We start from the raw sequence: 15,609 nt of genomic DNA, 5'->3' as shown, positions 1-15,609 counted from the left end.
ATCGTCCCTCCTCCCGATGCGCGCAACCCGGTGTAACGAACCAAGTCTATCGGATACTGCCTCAGACGGGCATGGCCTCAACGATCTTCACGCTGGAGCCGTGCCGGCCTTTGACGACTTGGAGCTGGCTGGTGATCCGCTGCTTCATGTCCGCGACGTGGCTGACCAGGCCCACAACCCTGCCGCCGTCGCGCAGTCCTTCCAGCGCATCCATGACCTGCTCCAGCGCCTGCTCGTCCAGGCTTCCGAAACCCTCGTCAACGAAGAGCGTCTCGATGTCCACTCCCCCGGCTTCCTGTTGCACAACATCGGCCAGACCCAGTGCCAGGGACAAGGAGGCCATGAACGATTCGCCCCCGGACAACGTAGATGTATCGCGTCGTTGGCCGGTCCACTCGTCTACCACTTCCAGGCCCAGGCCGGACTTTTGGTTGCGGGCCGCCCTGGCATCGGTGTGGTGGAGGGTGTACCGGCCATCGCTCATGGTCACCAGGCGCTCCGATGCCGCAACGGCCACCTGCTCCAACCGCGCGGCCAGCACGTAGCTGTTCAAGCTCATGCGGTAGGTATTCTCCCCGGCACCACGCAGCGTGTCCGCCAGGCCCGCCAGGAGGCGGGCGCGTTCACGGGGCTCCTGTCCGGTGAGGGTCAATTGCTGGTACTCGTCCCTGATCCGGCCGAGCGTCTGCACAGCCTTCCCCGCGAGGCTGGCTGACACGGCGAGCTCCTTGGCGGTGGTGGCCGCCTGCGCGGCTTCCCCGGCGGCACCGGCAAGCTCCGCCTCCGCAAGGGGCAGTTCGCCAATACTCGCCTCCTTGCCTGCCAGGATGAGGTCTTCGGCCGCGAACAATTCCTCCAGGCGGGCGGTTTCATTCTCGAAATCGGACAGCGCCGTTTCAAGGGCAAGGACGTCGGATGGCGTGAGAAGTTCCCTCCGGGCGTCCTCCGCCGAGCCGAACCCGGCCTCGGGCAAGGCCTTGTCCAGTGCGGCGAGGGCGTCGGCGCTGGCGCGCTGCGCCTGTTCCACTTCCTGCCCGGCGGCCACGGCCGACTGCAGGAGGCGCTGTTCTTCCGTGAGGGCCTCCAGCCGGGTCCGCAGGCTCGGAAAGCCTTGCTTGAGGCCCGCCAGATCAGTCTGGATCGCGGTGTGTTGTTCCTGGAGGAGCTCGGCAAGCGAGGCAGCCTGCTCAGCGGCTGCAACTGATGAGCCATGTTCTTCGCGGTGCGCGTCCGCCCGGCGGCGCAACTGCTCCAGCCGGTCCTGCTGGGACTCCAACTGCAGGGCAGCCTCCCGCGTGGCCGATGCTTCTGCCTTGGCAGACTCGGCGAGGGACTCTGCTTCGGCGGCGTCCACGGCTCCGCCCCGGGCGGCCAATGCGGCAAGCTCCTGTTCGGAGGAAGACAACTCGGCGGCCAGCCGGGCAAGGACCTTCTCGCTGGCTTCAAAGCGTTTGCGGGCCTCGTCCTCGTCCTGGGCGAGGGACAGGGCTGACTGCGCGGCCGAGGCAGGATGGGGGTGTTCCGCGCTGCCGCACACCGCGCAGGCTTCCCCGTCCACCAGGGCTGCGGCGAGTTCGCCCGCTGCGTTGGCCAGCCTGGCCTCACGGAGGTCCAGCCATCCTTGACGGAGATCCTGCGATGCCGTCCGTGCTTGGGCGTGCCGTCCTTCGGCAGCATCACGTTCCGCTGCTGCCCGGGCATAGCGGCCCGCCACCTCCACCACTTCCAGGGCAGCAGCGGCCGCCCGTTCTGCGTCGCCGGCCTTCGCGGCCAAGGGCTCCAGTCGTGCGATGTCCGCAAGAAGCGCGGACTCCTGGACCGCCAGGGCCTTCAGCGCCTCCTGGGCTTGTTCGGCCGCGGCGTCGGACGTGGTCCGTTCTGCACGTTTGGCCGCTATCCTTCCGGCGATGTCCTCCATGCGCTGTTCATCGGACACTCGCGCCTCCACCAGGGCAATGGTGGTCTTGGTCGATTCGAGTGCGACCTCGGGGATCGCATCGCCGAGGCCCGCTTCCTGGAGCAGCCCATGAATTTCGCCAGACCTGGCGCTGGCCGCCAGGCAGGCGCGCGCGGCGTTGTCCGCAGCGTCGAGCTGCCCCTTGAGGACTGCAGCCCGGCGGTGCCTGCCGAGCCGCTCCTTGTCTTCCAACGCCCTGGGTGCTGCAAGCTCCAGGAGGACGCGCCGTTGCATGGCCGCGGCCAGCCTTCCGTGACGCCGGGCCTTGTCCTGGTCCTCGCGGAGCTTCTCCGACAATCGGGCCGCATGGGCCTCGGCTGCCTCGGCTTGGAGCCCACGGCGGTCCCGTTCTGCGGCGGTTTTCGTGCCGAGGGCCTCGAGCCAAGCCTCAGGAGAGGTGTCCGCCGGTGACGCTGCGGCTCCGGTTCCTTCCGGAACGTCCTGCTCCATGCCAAGCGCTTCGCATTCGGCAGTGGCCCTGCCAAGCAAAAGTTTCAAGTCCGCCGTGTTGTCCTCGACGGCCCGGGCAGCCTCGGCAGCCATGCGGGCAAGCTGCTTTTCGACGGCTTCGAAACGCTCCGTGCCAAAAAGCTTCTGCAGCAGGTCCAGGCGGTCCGAGGCCTTGGAACGCAGGAAAGCAGCGAAGTCCCCTTGGGGAAGCATCACTACCCGGGTGAACTGTTCCCTGTCCATGCCCAGGACGTCGGACAGCTCGGTGCCCACTTCATCATTGCGTGAGGACTTTTCCTGCCACGCTCCGCCTGTGCGCTCCCGGAGGAGGGTCTTGGCCTGTTGCGTCGTGTAGCCGTTGCGGCCGCGCGCGCTGGGCCGGTCCCACGCGGGCGAACGGGTTACTTCAAACCGACGCCCACGTGCGGAGAACTCGCACACTACCCGTGGCTCCGCCGCCGGAGCAGCGTGATCGCTCCGGAGCCGTTTACCTTCCTGGCGGGCGCCGGGCACCGAACCGTACAGGGCGAAGCAAATGGCGTCCAGGATGCTGGTCTTGCCCGCACCCGTGGCGCCGTTGAGCAGGAACAGTCCCTGGGCACCCAAGTGATCGAAATCGATGCTCTGGGGTTCGGCGAATGGTCCGAAGGCTTCAATCTCCAGGCGATGGATTCTCACAGTTCTGCCTCCTCCACACGCACAGCTTCAAGCGCTTCCCGCAAGGCCGCGTCCTCGATGGTTCCGGGACCGTGGCCGCGGACGTGCTCCAGGAAGCTGCAGCAGACGCCAAGATCGTCCTCCGCAGCGGCCAAACGGCTGCTGTACGTGGCCTGGGCTGTTGCCTCCACGCCCTGGGGATCGAAGGCCAGGACCAGCGTGTCCGGGAAGCGTGCACGGAGCTGCTCCATGGCCTGGACCGGACGCTGTGCATCGGTGAGGGTGATCTGGCAGAACGCCCCTTCCGCCCACTGGTGGTCCGGCGACCCGAGCAGTTCGGTCAGCGTTCCGCGAAGGACGGCCAGGGTCCGTGGAGCGTCCCAGACCACCTCGCGGACATCCACAAGGCCATGGGCATCCACGTCAACAAGCCAGGCGCCCTTCCGGTGCTTGGCCTCGGAAAACGAATACGCCAGAGGTGAGCCGGAGTAGCGCACGTGTGGCGCCAACTGCTGCCTGCCGTGCAAATGGCCCAGTGCGGTGTACCCAAAATCCTCGAACAGGTCCAACGGCACGGCTCCGAGACCACCGATGCTGAGGTCCCGTTCGCTGTCCGAGGCAATGCCCCCGCTGGCAAAGGTGTGCGCCAGAACCACAGGGAACACGGGGCCGGCCTTCCGGCGCTGCGCAATATCCTGGCGGATCCGGTCCGTTGCAGCCTTGGTGACGTCGAAGTGGTTGGCATCCTCCACGCCGAGGCGGTCGGCCACCAGGCGCGGCTCAAGGTATGGGATGCCGTAGAGGGCGACTATCCCCTCCCCTTCCGACCCGGGGGCGCCTGGCAGTACCACTGGAGTGTCCAGGTCCTCGATGCGCGTCCTCAAGTGCACTCCCCCGCGTTCCAGCAAGCGGGAAGCGAAGCCGAGCCTGATGGCGGAGTCATGGTTGCCGCTGGTCAGCACCACGCTGGCTCCCGCCCCCGTGATCCGGACCAAGGCCTCGTCCAGCAGGCTCACTACATCGAGCCCGGGCAAGGCGCGATCGTAGACATCACCGGCGATCAGCACGACGTCAACTGACTCGGCCTCCACACAGGCCACCAGTTGGTCCACGAAGCTGCGCTGGGAATCGAGCATGCCGACGCCGTGGAAGGACCGCCCGAGGTGCCAGTCCGAGGTATGAAGTAACCGCATATTTTCAAGCTAACGGTGGGCACCGACAATAAAGCGAAGGCTGGCCGCCCGCCGTCGAACCCGTCCTGTTACTGGCCTTTCCTGCCGTCGAAGAAGTCGCGCGCGTCGTCCGCGGACTGTGCCGCGCCCGCCGGCTTGGCCGGAACGTCAGCGGGCGCGGCCACGGGAGTTCCATCGTCCTGGACGTCCAGGTCATCGTCGCCGTCTTCCGCCTCCGGTGCCTCATCCATGGCTGGCTTGGTGGCGGCGGCGTCACTGAAGCCACGGAACACGAAGCCTGCGAGCGCGGCGCCCAGCAGCGGGGCCACCCAGAAGAGCCACAGGCCCTCAAGGGCCCACGAGGGGCTGAAGAACGCCTGCCCGGTGGCGCGGGCGGGGTTGAACGGGAGGTTGCCTACAACCTCGCCGAACTGCAGCAGCACGGCAGTGGCGAGGCCCACGGCGAACGGGGCAAGCGCCGGAACCGCCCGGCGTCCTGCGGTGGCGCCCAGGAAAACGCCCACCAGGAGGGCCGAACCGATGACCTCAACCAGCAGCACGCCCGCCATTTGGGTCTGCGCAGCGGAGTGCTCGCCGAAGCCTGCCGCAACCGTTCCAAGGGCCGCACGGGGATCGGACAGGACGGGGGTAGCCAACACCACGAAGTAGACCAGGGCGGCACCGATCACGGCACCCACCACCTGCGCCACCACATAGGCCAGGGCGGCGACGGCACGGATGCGTCCGGCGATGAGGTTTCCCAAGGTGATGGCGGGGTTGAAATGCCCGCCTGAAACATAACCGAAGGCAATCATCGCGGCGGCGACCGCGAGGCCGGTTGCCAAGCTGGCCGGCATGGGCCCGGACTGCGGGTTCAGGAAGATCTTCACGCCGGCCGCCACAAGCACCAGGAACATGCTTCCCAGGGCTTCGGCTCCCAGCCGGGCCATCAATCCGGGCGAATGCTCTGCGGGGGCTGGGACGGGTGAGGACATGGCGAAGGATTCCTTACGGTTGGGGGCAAAAACCTTGAGTATCTTGCCAATGAAGTCTGGGGAGATGCTGGGTGGTCCGGGCCGCGGTGCCGTTTTGAGCCTACCCGCCCAAAGCAATGGCGGCGATGGCCGAAGCGCCGAGTCCCACCACGGCGGCGGTACTGAGCAGCATCAACCACGCGGGCGGCGCGGTGTTGCCGGCGTGCAACTCCCGTGAGCGGATCCACACCGCACAACCCCAGACGATGGTCGCGGCGGCGGCCATGAGCGCGCAAATACCCTCGTAATCGAGCCCCGGGACGCCAGGAACATGCGGACCCGGCGCCGCGGACAGCCACCGGCGCCAGATGAACAGGTCCACCACCACCAGCGAAATCAGCGTTCGGCGCCACGCCAGCGTGGTCCGTTCCGGCTGCAGGCCGGGATCGCGGGTTTCCAGGCTCACAACTGCACCCGGGGAGCAGCAGCCATCACCGGGCAACCAGGATCAAGACGGCAAAGGCGAAGGCGGCCACGGCAACCACGATCGTCATGAAAAGCATCACGCGGGAGAACGGCAGCGCCTGGTCGTTGCGCATGGCCGCTTCCATCTGGCCCCAGCGGCGGTAGGAAAGGACGGCGAGCCCGGCACCGATGACGGACAACACCACGCAAAGGACCAGGCGGACGGGTTGCGGGGCAATGTTCGGGGCAAGCTGGTCAATCGCCACAGCGCCGGCGAGCAGGGCCAGCGAGGTCCTGATCCAGGCAAGGAACGTGCGCTCGTTGGCAAGGGAGAATCTGTAGTCGGGCGTTTTGCCGGTCCGTCGCCAAGCGGGTTCACGCACGTTCTTACTCCAGTTTCCCTAGGCCTGCGCAGCCTCCCCACCATATCAGCGGGGCTTGGCGGGCACGGTAAGTTACTGGCATGAGTGTTGCAGCCCCTACCTTCGAATCCCGCGTCCACGCCACCCTGTTGGGAGGCGCTTTGGGCGATTCCCTCGGATACGCCGTGGAGTTCGACGCCCTCCGCGCCATCCGTGCGAGGTTTGGTGATGCGGGCCTCACCTCTTTTGACCAGCTCGACGGCGGCAGCCACTTTTCGGACGACACGCAGATGACGCTATACACCGTGGATGGCCTGGTGGAAGCGCTCGAATGGGCCAACGACGGCGTGGCCGCCGACGAGATCGCGTGCCTCTGGTTGGCGTACCTGCGCTGGCTGGCCACCCAGGACGTTGCAGCTTCCCCGGCAGCACCGGTCCCGCAGCCCCGGTGGATCGATGGGCAGGAAGTCCTGAAGCACCGCCGGGCACCCGGCAACGCCTGCCTGGGTGGCCTCGCTTCCGGGGAAATGGGAACGGCAGCCAGGCCGGTCAACCCCGATTCCAAGGGCTGTGGCACGGTGATGCGTTCAGCCCCCTTCGGCTTGATCCCGCATATCTCCCCCGAGGCCGTGGCCAAGCTCAGCATGGACGCCGCCTCCCTCACCCACGGGCACCCTGCAGCCCGGTTGGGGGCCGCCGTGTTCAGCCTCGTGATCCACCACATCGTGGCCGGCAGCGATGTGCGCACGGCCACTACGGCTGCGTTGGAGTACGTCGACGCCCTCCCGGCGAAGGCCCCCGAGTTGGGCGGGCGGATCACGGAAGCGCTGCGGCTGTCCGCTGAAGGCATCACCCTCGGTCCCGAAGAGTTGACCACGGCGCTGGGTGAGGGCTGGGTCGCCGAAGAAGCCCTCGCCGTCGGGCTTTACGCAGTGCTCTCGACCTCGGGCGGCACGCCGGCGGAGCATTTCCGAGGGGCCATCGCCGTGGCCATCAACCACAGCGGCGACAGCGACTCCACGGGGTCAATCGCGGGGAACATCCTTGGCGCCCTCTATGGCGAAGAGTGCCTCCCGGCAGACTGGATGGAAGCACTGGAAGCGCCGGAAGTCATCCGTGGCATGGCCAACCGCCTTCTGGCAGTGTCTACCGGCTGAGGTTCCCCTGCGGGCTAGCGACCGCCCACCATCTGGAGGAATTCGCCTTCGGACACCACTTCGATCTGCTGGCCCTTGGCATGCAGTTCCAGCACCCGCTTTGCTTTGCCTGTCAGCCGCCCTGCCCGCAGGTCGCCGGCGTCGAATCCATCGCCCACCACCAGGACGGTGGTGCGGGCCGTCACCCGGCTTTCGGGACGGGCACCCATGTCCGCGGCACGTGACTTGGCCTCGGGTCTGGTCATGGCGAGGTCGCCGGTGAACACCACGGTCTGGCCGAACAGCGGATGTCCCGGCTCGGCGCTGGGATTGGGAAGCGGGTTGGGGCCCTCCTCCGGCCAGGCCGACCAGCCCCGGACCACTGCCCCACCCAGTACCTGTTCAGCAGTGCTCATGGCTCCGGGCGCCGCCACCTTTGCCGCAAGCGCGGCCAGGGTGGCCTTGGACAGGCTCGTGGCAGGATCGAAAGCCGGCTGCCTGGGCAAGGCCAGTCCCAGTGACAAGTACAGCTCGGCAATGCTGTTGGCATTGTTGCGCCGGGCAATATCGACCAGGATTCCGGCGCAGGCGCGGGCGTCCTCCGTGGCGTCGTGGTGGTTGACCAGCGGCACTCCGGCCTCTTCCGCGGCGTAGGGCAGCGAGTTGGACACCAGCGAGTAGCACCGGCGGGACAACATGACGGTACAGACGTACTCGTAGGCCGGGCCGGGCAGGCCCGAAACTTCCAGCCCCGAACGGATGACGCCCAGATCGAAGGCCGCGTTGTGGGCGGCGAGGACATCGTTTCCAATGAACGCGCCGATTTCGGGGAACAGCTCACCGAACCGCGGCTTGCCGGCAACGTCTTCGGCACGGATACCGTGGATGCGGGTGTTGTGGAACTCGAAATGGTCGTGGTTTTCCGGTGGGCGCATGAGCCAGGAGGCCTCTTCCACCACCACGCCGTTGCGGACTTTGCTCAGTCCCACCGAGCAGGGCGACCCCCTGAAGCCGTTGGCCGTTTCAAAGTCGATCGCCGTAAAGTCCAATGCCACTGGTCAAGGGTACAGGCGGAAAGAGCCGCCCCTTGCCGTGTGACCCGGCGGGGGCGGCCCTTCGGCCACCATTGTGGCGAACGCTACATGGCGGGCTTCGTCGGCCGGGCCGTCAGGGAGTGGCGTGCCGCAGCGTGGAGTATGAACCCGCGGCGAGCACGACGCACAGGAGGGCAGCCCAGCCACTGAGGCTCAGTGGCGTTTGCTGCGCGAACCACCCGCCGATGCTCCCCCACCATTCAAGGAGGGTGGAGAGGGCGGCTATGCCGATCAGGACCACCACCGAACCGAGGGTGGAAACCAACACACCCGTGGTTCCCCAGCGCTTGAAGATCGTGGCGAACCAAAAGCCGATGATGAACATGAACATCATCACCACGAAGAAGAACGCAGCCGTTGAATACCACGGCCCGTCGGTGACCCACGGAATGGAGAAGAAGAAGCCGTAGACGCCCCAGCCGTTGGTGGCCTTCTCGATGATCCCGCCCACCAGGTAAAGGACGGTCATGCCGAGGGCGATCAGCGAGAACAGGCCCAGGGAACCGAGGTAGAACGCCCGCCGGCTGATGCTCAAGCCCTGGGAGAAAGGGAACACCAAGGTCAGGCTTTGGATCCCCAGGACCAGGAAATACCACAGGGGCGCCTGGCTGCCGCCGCCGTACTTGCCTTCATTGACCGGAATCAGGGCGAAGATCGCCAGGGACATCAGGAACGAGGCGCCGAGGATGGTCAGGGGCCACCCGATGAACGTCCATTTGTTGATCAGTTGCATCCTGGCCACTGCAATTGCCCGGCTCATCGTGTTGCCTCCATGCTGCCATCGGCGAAATCTGTGGTGCTGGGCACGGCGCCGTTTAGGCCTGCGCCGGCCATGGTCTTCCGGACCACGAGTTGCTGCAAGGAGACCGGGGCCAGTTCCAGCCCGAGCTCCTGCGCTGCTGCCCGTTCGCGGGCATCCAATGCTTCGTCCACCGTGACCGAGGCCAGGGAACCGAGGGTCTCGCGGTGGAGGATCCGGCGTCCGGCAAGGAAGGAATCAACCTTGTCCGCGGAACCGGAGACTGTGACTGCAGAGCCGCGGATGTCCTCGGCGTCAGCGTCCATGATGATCCGGCCACGGTCGATCACCACGACGTGTTCCAGAAGGTTGGCCACCTCATCGATCAGGTGGGAGGACAGGATGATGGTGCGCGGATACTCCGCGTAGTCCTCCACGAGGCGGTCGTAGAACAGTTGCCGCGCCACGGCGTCGAGCCCCAGGTACGGTTCGTCGAAGAACGTCAGTTCCGCGCGTGAGGCAAGGCCGATGATGACCCCTACGGCGGACAGCTGGCCGCGGGACAGCTTCTTGATGCGCCGCTTGACGGGCAGTTGGAAGTCCTCGGCCAAGCGGTCGGCGAAGTCCTGGTCCCAGTTCTTGTAGAACAGCGCCGCCGAGCGGAAGGCGTGCCGCGGCTGGAAGTCGTCAGGATACTTCTGCGACTCCCGGATGAAGCAGAGCCGGGAGAGGACGGCATCGTTCTCGTAGGCACTGGCACCGAACACCAGGGCTTCTCCGGAGGTGGCGAAAGCCTGGGCGGTCAGGATGGACATCAGGGTGGTCTTGCCTGCGCCATTACGGCCCAGCAGGCCATAGATGCGATTGGACGTCAGCTTCAGGTCCACGTTGTCCAGGGCGTTGAGGTCTTTGTAGCGCTTGTTCAGGTTACGGGCCTCGACGACGATCTCGTTCACAGGGCCGCGCTCCTTTCCTTGTCAGTTCCTGCAGCTGGAGCGAGTTCCGCGCCGCGTTCGATCATGCTGTTGAGCTGCTGCGTGGAAATGCCCAGCTTGCGGGCCTCCGCCGTCAGCGGCCTGACGTACTGCTCAAAAAATTCCTCGGTGCGGCGGGCCACTACGTGGGCGCGCGCTCCGGTGGCGACAAACATGCCTATCCCCCTGCGTTTGTAGAGAATCCCTGAATCCACCAGGACGTTGACGCCCTTGGCCGCAGTGGCCGGGTTGATGCGGTGGAAGGCGGCGAACTCATTGGTGGAAGGCACTTGTGACTCCTCAGGCATGCTGCCGTCCACTATGCCGTTCTCGATGAGCTCGGCGATCTGCATGAAGATCGGCTTGCTGTCATCAATCATGAGCACCACCGCCTCACTGGTTCATTACTCATGTAACTAACCATACAAGCGATTAGCGTCACGTCAAGGTTTCTCCCAGGAATTCCGACGCCGGCGGTCCAGTAGGCTTAACAGGTGATCCTTTCTGCGATGAGCGACTTTGCCGTATCCACCTTTGGGGGCGCGGGACCGGTACGGCCGCCCATGGCCTCGTTCCTGCCTGACTGGCTGAACCCCCAGATCTTCCTGGCCGACCCCGCCCTGGCGCCGTGGGTGGTCCTGCTGGTCTGCGGTATCGTCTTTGCCGAAACAGGCCTGCTGGTGGGCTTCTTCCTGCCGGGTGACTCCATGCTCTTCACGGCTGGACTCCTCGTGGCCACGGACACCATCAAGTTCAACATTTGGGGCCTCGCCGGACTCATCATCATTGCGGCCATCATTGGCAACCAAACGGGCTACCTCATCGGTTCGAAAGCCGGCCCGGCCATCTTCAACAGGCCCGATTCCAAGCTCTTCAAGAAGGAAAACGTTGAAAGTGCCCATGCTTTCTTCGAGAAGCACGGTGGCAAGGCGCTCATCCTGGCCCGCTTCGTTCCCATCATCCGCACGTTCGTCCCTGTGATCGTGGGCGTGGCGCAGATGGACAAGCGGAAGTTCTTCCTCTTCAACGTCATTGGCGCCGTCCTGTGGGGTGGCGGCGTGACGCTTCTGGGCTACCTCCTGGGTGACCGCGTTCCGTGGGTCCGCGACAACCTGGACATCATCTTCATTGTGATCGTCCTGATCTCCGTGGTCCCCGTGGGCATCGAGGTGCTCCGCGGCATGGCAGCCAAGCGGAAAGCAGCGGCCCAGGGCACGGACCCGGTGGAGGAATTCATCGTCGAACATGAAACGGAAAAGCACGGCGAACACTGAGTTCCGGCTTATCCAGGCAAAGGAAAGGCGCCCCGCGTGAATACGTGGGGCGCCTTTTCCTTGCCTGCCTTGCCGGCCTAGCCTTCGGCCTCGGAGAGAGCCGCGACGATTCCCGGGAGCAAGGCACGGAACGCCTGGCCCCTATGGCTGATCGCGTTCTTTTCCTCGAAGCTGAGCTCGGCGCAGCTGCGGTCCATGCCCTTGGGCTGCAGGATGGGGTCGTAGCCGAAGCCGCCTTCACCGCGCGGCTCGCGCAACAGGGTTCCTTCAAGCTCGCCGTACTCCACCGTTTCCCGTGCGATGCCGCCATCGCCCGGAATAGCCAAGGCAGCAGCACACACGAAGGCGGCCCCGCGCGAGGCGTCCGGAACATCGGAAAGCTGCGCCAGCAACAACTGCAGGTTCGCCGCGTCATCGCCGTGCCGTCCGGACCACCGGGCGGAAAAGATGCCGGGCGCGCCACCAAGGACATCCACGGCCAGGCCGGAGTCATCAGCAATCGCAATCAGCCCGGTTGCCTCCGCAACGGCGCGTGCCTTCAGGAGCGAATTCTCGGCGAACGTCACTCCGGTCTCCGCAACATCCGGGGCACCTGCCGCAGCAGCATCCACCACCTGGGTGTCGACGTCGAGCCCTGGAACCTGGCCGCGGAGCAGTTCCCGAAGCTCCTTCAACTTGCCTTTGTTGTGCGTAGCGAGAACCAGGCGCGGTGTCACGCCGGCAGCGCCGCCGCTCACGGAGCCTCCGCCAGGGTCTCGCGCTGGATGGCCGCCAATTGGCCCGTTCCTATGAGCGCCAGGTCCAGCAGCGCGTTGAGTTCGTCGCGGTCGAAGGGAGCGCCTTCAGCCGTGCCCTGGACCTCCACGAACTTGCCCGAACCCGTCACCACCACGTTCATGTCCGTCTCCGCCCGCACGTCCTCGACGTACGGCAGGTCCAGCATGGGAACGCCGTCGATGATGCCGACGGAAACCGCGGCGATGGTGTCCACCAGCGGCTCCGCATTCCGGGAAATCAGCTTGTTCTCCCGGGCGAAGCGGATCGCCTCAGCGAGCGCCACGTAGGCTCCGGTGATGGCAGCGGTGCGCGTACCGCCGTCGGCCTGCAGGACATCGCAGTCCAGGACGATCGTGTTCTCACCGAGGGCTTTGGTGTCGATGATCGAGCGGAGCGAACGACCGATCAGGCGCGAAATCTCGTGCGTGCGTCCGCCGATCTTGCCCTTGACCGATTCCCGGTCGGAACGGGTGTTGGTGGCGCGGGGCAGCATGGCGTATTCGGCCGTGACCCAGCCGCGGCCTTCGCCCTTGAGCCACCGCGGAACGCCCTCCGTCAGGGAAGCGGTGCACAGGACCCGGGTATTGCCGAACTCGATGAGGGCCGAACCTTCGGCCTGCTTGGACCAGCCGCGGGTGATGCTGATGGGCCTCAGTTGATCGGGGGTGCGGCCGTCGGCGCGGATCACGGGTGTTGCGGTTGCTTCTGAAGTCATGCCCCCAGCTTATCGAGGAACACCGATTGTCCTGCCCCGGGCTAAATCGTGTAGTGGACCCCGGCGACAGCCACGGCCACATCGCCGGCGAAGACGGGCTTCGCCTCGGACATCACTTTGGTCTGCGAGGTCCATACCGGGATGTGCGTCAGGAGCAGCCGTTTGGCTCCCGCATTGGTGGCCGCCTCGCCCGCGCGCTTACCGGTCAGGTGAACGTCCTTAATGGCGTCGTCGCGGCCTTCCTCGAAAGCTGCCTCACACAGGAACAGGTCGGCACCTTTGGCGGCGTCTTCGAGTCCCTGGCACGAGTCCGTGTCACCGGAGTAGGTCAGGACGCGGGTCACGGGTGTCCCGTCCTTGCCGGGCTCCGTGGCCGTGACGCGCAGGGCGTAGGCCTCTTCAACCGGGTGGTTGACGCCATACGGGGTAACCGTGAACGGACCCACGGTGACGGGCTTCTGCTCCGCCCAGTTGGTGAAGTCGAATTCCTCGTGCATGCCCGGGTCCAGGTCCAGGCCGTAGGCGGTGGCCATCCTGTCCGCCGTTGCCGCGGGACCCCACACCGGGAGCCGGTCGCGGCCCCACCCGCCGGGCTTCCAGCGGACAGCAACGTGGAGTCCGCACAGGTCCATGCAATGGTCGGGATGCAGGTGCGTGAGGAAGATCGCATCAACGTCTTCAAGGTCCGTATAGCGCTGGATGGCCCCGAGGGCGCCGCTGCCGAGGTCCATCACGATCTTCCACTCGCGCTCACCATCGTGCGCGGTCACCAGATAGCACGACGCCGGGGAGCCGGGACCGGGAAAAGAGCCAGTACAGCCCACGATGGTCAGCTTCACAGCCCACGCTCCGCATCTGACCGCGTGCCGGCCTCCGGCTGGACGAAATAGGAGCGGCGGGAAAGGCCCCCGCCGGCACGGGCGGCAGCCAGCATCTCCGGGGTGATCCGGGCCAGGCTGCCAGTGGGATACTGCGCCGAAACGTGGTCCACGTGCTTCACGGACAGGACTTCCGGACCCAGGAAGCGGCGTGCGAGGGTTTCAAACTGTGCGGCGTCGCCGGTGGCGATGAACTCGTGGCTGGGGGCCGATGTATCCGTGCGCTGGATGCCCCCGTTGGCCAAGGCGCGGTAAACGTCCTTGGCGGTTTCCTCGGCGCTGGACACCAGCGTGACGTCCTCGCCCATGACAAAGGAGATCACCCCCGTGAGCAGCGGGTAGTGCGTGCACCCCAACACCACGGTGTCCACACCCGCATGCTTGAGCGGTTCCAGGTATTCGTTGGCCGCGGCCAGGAGATCCGGCCCGGTGGTGATGCCGGCTTCGACGAAGTTCACGAAGGCGGGGCAGGCCACGGACGTGATGGCGAGGTCCGGAGCTGCGGCAAACGTGTCCTCGTAGGCGCGCGATCCGACCGTTGCCGAGGTTCCAATGACACCGATGCGGCCGGACCTCGTGGCGGATACAGCGCGGCGGACGGCGGGCTGGATCACTTCGATCACGGGAATGCCGTACCGGGCAGTGTAGCGTTCACGGGCGTCCCGCAACACGGCTGCGGAGGCCGAGTTGCACGCGATGGTGAGGAGCTTGACGCCTGAATCGACCAATTCGTCCATGACGCCCAGCGCGTTGGCCCGCACTTCGGCAATCGGGAGGGGTCCGTAGGGGCCGTTGGCGGTGTCACCCACGTAGAGGATGGACTCGTTGGGAAGTTGGTCGATGATGGACCGGGCAACAGTGAGGCCCCCAACGCCGGAATCGAAGACTCCAATCGGACGCGCGCCCATGAGCCCATCGGAGACGCCTGTTGAGTTGGCCGTGGCTGTTGTCATGATTATTCGAGAATAAGGCTTCCCTTGGGCTGCGGCCATTAGCTGCGTCTCCCCCATCGTGTCTGATTTGTCACACGGTGCGGGGCAACGGCGGGCAGCCGGATCAGGGTTTCGCCGCCTGTCTGGCCGCCATGATGGACTGCACCAGGGACTCCTGCAGCCACGTGGTGAAGTTGTACACCAGCGCAAGATAGCTTTCAACGTCCTCAGCCTGGCTCCAGTCCTGCATGCTGTGGATATGGTCGGCATCAGCTTCGTCGCGGATGTCCAGGCGTTCCGACAGGACCAGCCGAACGTCGTTCAGGGCCATCGCCCAGCGGTTGGCGTCCTCGGGCGTGAGGACCAGTTCGTCCTTGTCCAGGCCCATGGCCGTTGCGCGGAGGGCCCCGATTTTGCTTTCCCGGACAGAGCGTTCGGTGAGCTGCCGGAATTCCAGCGAGCCGGCGTCGTCGTCCTTCATGACGTTGGGCAGCAACCGCAAAAGCGCGCGGTCCGTGGGCTGCTTAACGTCCATGTCCAGGCCGATCATGGCCGCCAGCGGGTCCTCCTCCTCCCGGGCGTCGGAGTCAAGCATGGAGATGACGTCGGCCAGCAGCCCCCGCAGCAGGTCCCGCTCAGCCGGTTCCAGGTAGCCGCTGATTCCCTTGAGACCATATTTGAATGCCTTAGCCACTCTGGCGGCCGCCCTTTCCGGGTGTCTGGTTGCCGCTCGCGGCCTTTTCCACCGTTGCCCAGAGCCCAAAGCCATGCATGGCCACGGCGTGCTGTTCCACCTGTTCCTTGCTGCCGTGCGCCACGATGGACCGGCCCTTCCGGTGGACCTCCATCATGAGCTTGTGCGCCTTGGACTCGGAGTAGCCAAAATAGCTCTGGAACACATAGCTGACGTAGCTCATCAGGTTGACGGGATCGTTCCAGATCACGAGGTTCCAGGGGATGTCCGGGGCGGTCAGGACATCGGTGGAGGTCAGCTCGGCCGCTTCCGTCCGTTCATCGATGTCCGTGCCAAACGCAACGCTAGGGGTCATCTGT

The 15,609-nt window shown here is 65.7% G+C and carries 17 protein-coding genes; 2 read left to right on the top strand and 15 right to left on the bottom strand.

The features are described 5' to 3' along the window. Nucleotides 1-61 precede the first annotated feature (61 nt). The 5 genes from ACIPV6_RS00310 to ACIPV6_RS00290 form a co-directional block, all read right to left on the bottom strand. Complete coding sequence (locus ACIPV6_RS00310) at nt 62-3,085, bottom strand: AAA family ATPase (RefSeq protein ID WP_400269021.1); 3,024 nt, start codon at nt 3,083-3,085, stop codon at nt 62-64. Next, a complete protein-coding gene (locus ACIPV6_RS00305) occupies nt 3,082-4,257 on the bottom strand; it encodes an exonuclease SbcCD subunit D (RefSeq protein ID WP_400269020.1) in 1,176 nt (391 codons plus the stop codon). The genes ACIPV6_RS00310 and ACIPV6_RS00305 overlap by 4 nt, the downstream gene beginning before the upstream one ends. Before the next feature lie 68 nt (nt 4,258-4,325). Further along, a complete protein-coding gene (locus ACIPV6_RS00300) occupies nt 4,326-5,231 on the bottom strand; it encodes an MIP/aquaporin family protein (RefSeq protein ID WP_400269019.1) in 906 nt (301 codons plus the stop codon). A 100-nt stretch (nt 5,232-5,331) separates the two neighbouring features. Further along, nucleotides 5,332-5,676: a DUF202 domain-containing protein gene (locus ACIPV6_RS00295; RefSeq protein ID WP_397322448.1), complete on the bottom strand. Its 345-nt coding sequence runs from the start codon at nt 5,674-5,676 to the stop codon at nt 5,332-5,334. Nucleotides 5,677-5,701: 25 nt separating this feature from the next. Beyond that, entirely contained in the window at nt 5,702-6,058 is a 357-nt protein-coding gene (locus tag ACIPV6_RS00290) for a YidH family protein (protein ID WP_400269018.1), read from the bottom strand. Nucleotides 6,059-6,138: 80 nt separating this feature from the next. Here ACIPV6_RS00290 and ACIPV6_RS00285 point away from each other — a divergent pair, with 80 nt between their 5' ends. Continuing rightward, a complete protein-coding gene (locus ACIPV6_RS00285) occupies nt 6,139-7,194 on the top strand; it encodes an ADP-ribosylglycohydrolase family protein (protein ID WP_400269017.1) in 1,056 nt (351 codons plus the stop codon). 14 nt (nt 7,195-7,208) lie between these two features. Here ACIPV6_RS00285 and ACIPV6_RS00280 read toward each other — a convergent pair whose 3' ends face one another. The 4 genes from ACIPV6_RS00280 to ACIPV6_RS00265 all read right to left on the bottom strand — a co-directional run bounded on the left by ACIPV6_RS00280 (nt 7,209) and on the right by ACIPV6_RS00265 (nt 10,360). Beyond that, a complete protein-coding gene (locus ACIPV6_RS00280) occupies nt 7,209-8,228 on the bottom strand; it encodes an exonuclease domain-containing protein (RefSeq protein WP_400269016.1) in 1,020 nt (339 codons plus the stop codon). Between the two features lie 112 nt (nt 8,229-8,340). Further along, nucleotides 8,341-9,027 carry a hypothetical protein gene (locus ACIPV6_RS00275; RefSeq protein ID WP_400269015.1) on the bottom strand — a complete coding sequence of 229 codons (687 nt, stop codon included), beginning with the start codon at nt 9,025-9,027 and terminating at the stop codon, nt 8,341-8,343. After that, a complete protein-coding gene (locus ACIPV6_RS00270) occupies nt 9,024-9,962 on the bottom strand; it encodes an ABC transporter ATP-binding protein (RefSeq protein ID WP_400269014.1) in 939 nt (312 codons plus the stop codon). Before ACIPV6_RS00270 ends, ACIPV6_RS00275 begins: the two co-directional genes overlap by 4 nt. Next, the gene (locus ACIPV6_RS00265; protein ID WP_400269013.1) at nt 9,959-10,360 is read right to left on the bottom strand and encodes a GntR family transcriptional regulator; all 402 of its coding nucleotides are present in this window, start codon (nt 10,358-10,360) and stop codon (nt 9,959-9,961) included. Before ACIPV6_RS00265 ends, ACIPV6_RS00270 begins: the two co-directional genes overlap by 4 nt. A 129-nt stretch (nt 10,361-10,489) precedes the next feature. Between ACIPV6_RS00265 and ACIPV6_RS00260 the strand changes: the two genes are divergently transcribed. Next, nucleotides 10,490-11,254 carry a DedA family protein gene (locus ACIPV6_RS00260; protein WP_400269499.1) on the top strand — a complete coding sequence of 255 codons (765 nt, stop codon included), beginning with the start codon at nt 10,490-10,492 and terminating at the stop codon, nt 11,252-11,254. A gap of 77 nt (nt 11,255-11,331) precedes the next feature. Here ACIPV6_RS00260 and rdgB read toward each other — a convergent pair whose 3' ends face one another. From rdgB to clpS, 6 genes are all read right to left on the bottom strand, one after another. Next, nucleotides 11,332-11,991 (bottom strand): RdgB/HAM1 family non-canonical purine NTP pyrophosphatase, encoded by a 660-nt coding sequence (gene rdgB, locus ACIPV6_RS00255; RefSeq protein ID WP_400269012.1) that lies wholly within the window; start codon nt 11,989-11,991, stop codon nt 11,332-11,334. Next, nucleotides 11,988-12,746, bottom strand: coding sequence for a ribonuclease PH (gene rph, locus ACIPV6_RS00250; RefSeq protein ID WP_347107797.1), 759 nt, complete (start codon nt 12,744-12,746; stop codon nt 11,988-11,990). The genes rdgB and rph overlap by 4 nt, the downstream gene beginning before the upstream one ends. Nucleotides 12,747-12,787: 41 nt before the next feature. Next, nucleotides 12,788-13,585, bottom strand: a complete 798-nt coding sequence (locus tag ACIPV6_RS00245) for an MBL fold metallo-hydrolase (RefSeq protein ID WP_400269011.1) — start codon at nt 13,583-13,585, stop codon at nt 12,788-12,790. Continuing rightward, on the bottom strand, nt 13,582-14,577 hold the full coding sequence (murI, locus tag ACIPV6_RS00240) for a glutamate racemase (RefSeq protein ID WP_400269010.1): 996 nt from the start codon (nt 14,575-14,577) through the stop codon (nt 13,582-13,584). Before murI ends, ACIPV6_RS00245 begins: the two co-directional genes overlap by 4 nt. A gap of 103 nt (nt 14,578-14,680) precedes the next feature. Continuing rightward, nucleotides 14,681-15,250 (bottom strand): DUF2017 domain-containing protein, encoded by a 570-nt coding sequence (locus ACIPV6_RS00235; protein WP_400269009.1) that lies wholly within the window; start codon nt 15,248-15,250, stop codon nt 14,681-14,683. After that, nucleotides 15,243-15,605: an ATP-dependent Clp protease adapter ClpS gene (gene clpS / locus ACIPV6_RS00230; protein ID WP_387435904.1), complete on the bottom strand. Its 363-nt coding sequence runs from the start codon at nt 15,603-15,605 to the stop codon at nt 15,243-15,245. Before clpS ends, ACIPV6_RS00235 begins: the two co-directional genes overlap by 8 nt. Nucleotides 15,606-15,609 lie beyond the last annotated feature (4 nt).

Origin of the sequence: Paenarthrobacter sp. NPDC089988, from assembly GCF_044748465.1 — a bacterium.
GTDB lineage: Bacteria > Actinomycetota > Actinomycetes > Actinomycetales > Micrococcaceae > Arthrobacter.
This window is presented reverse-complemented; position numbering and strand designations above follow the sequence as displayed.

Coding starts and splice junctions, on each gene's coding strand:
- ACIPV6_RS00305 (WP_400269020.1), bottom strand. CDS start 4,257: ATGCGGTTACTTCATACCTCGGACTGGCACCTCGGGCGGTCCTTCCAC.
- ACIPV6_RS00300 (WP_400269019.1), bottom strand. CDS start 5,231: ATGTCCTCACCCGTCCCAGCCCCCGCAGAGCATTCGCCCGGATTGATG.
- ACIPV6_RS00285 (WP_400269017.1), top strand. CDS start 6,139: ATGAGTGTTGCAGCCCCTACCTTCGAATCCCGCGTCCACGCCACCCTG.
- ACIPV6_RS00275 (WP_400269015.1), bottom strand. CDS start 9,027: ATGAGCCGGGCAATTGCAGTGGCCAGGATGCAACTGATCAACAAATGG.
- ACIPV6_RS00265 (WP_400269013.1), bottom strand. CDS start 10,360: ATGATTGATGACAGCAAGCCGATCTTCATGCAGATCGCCGAGCTCATC.
- ACIPV6_RS00260 (WP_400269499.1), top strand. CDS start 10,490: ATGAGCGACTTTGCCGTATCCACCTTTGGGGGCGCGGGACCGGTACGG.
- rph (WP_347107797.1), bottom strand. CDS start 12,746: ATGACTTCAGAAGCAACCGCAACACCCGTGATCCGCGCCGACGGCCGC.
- murI (WP_400269010.1), bottom strand. CDS start 14,577: ATGACAACAGCCACGGCCAACTCAACAGGCGTCTCCGATGGGCTCATG.
- clpS (WP_387435904.1), bottom strand. CDS start 15,605: ATGACCCCTAGCGTTGCGTTTGGCACGGACATCGATGAACGGACGGAA.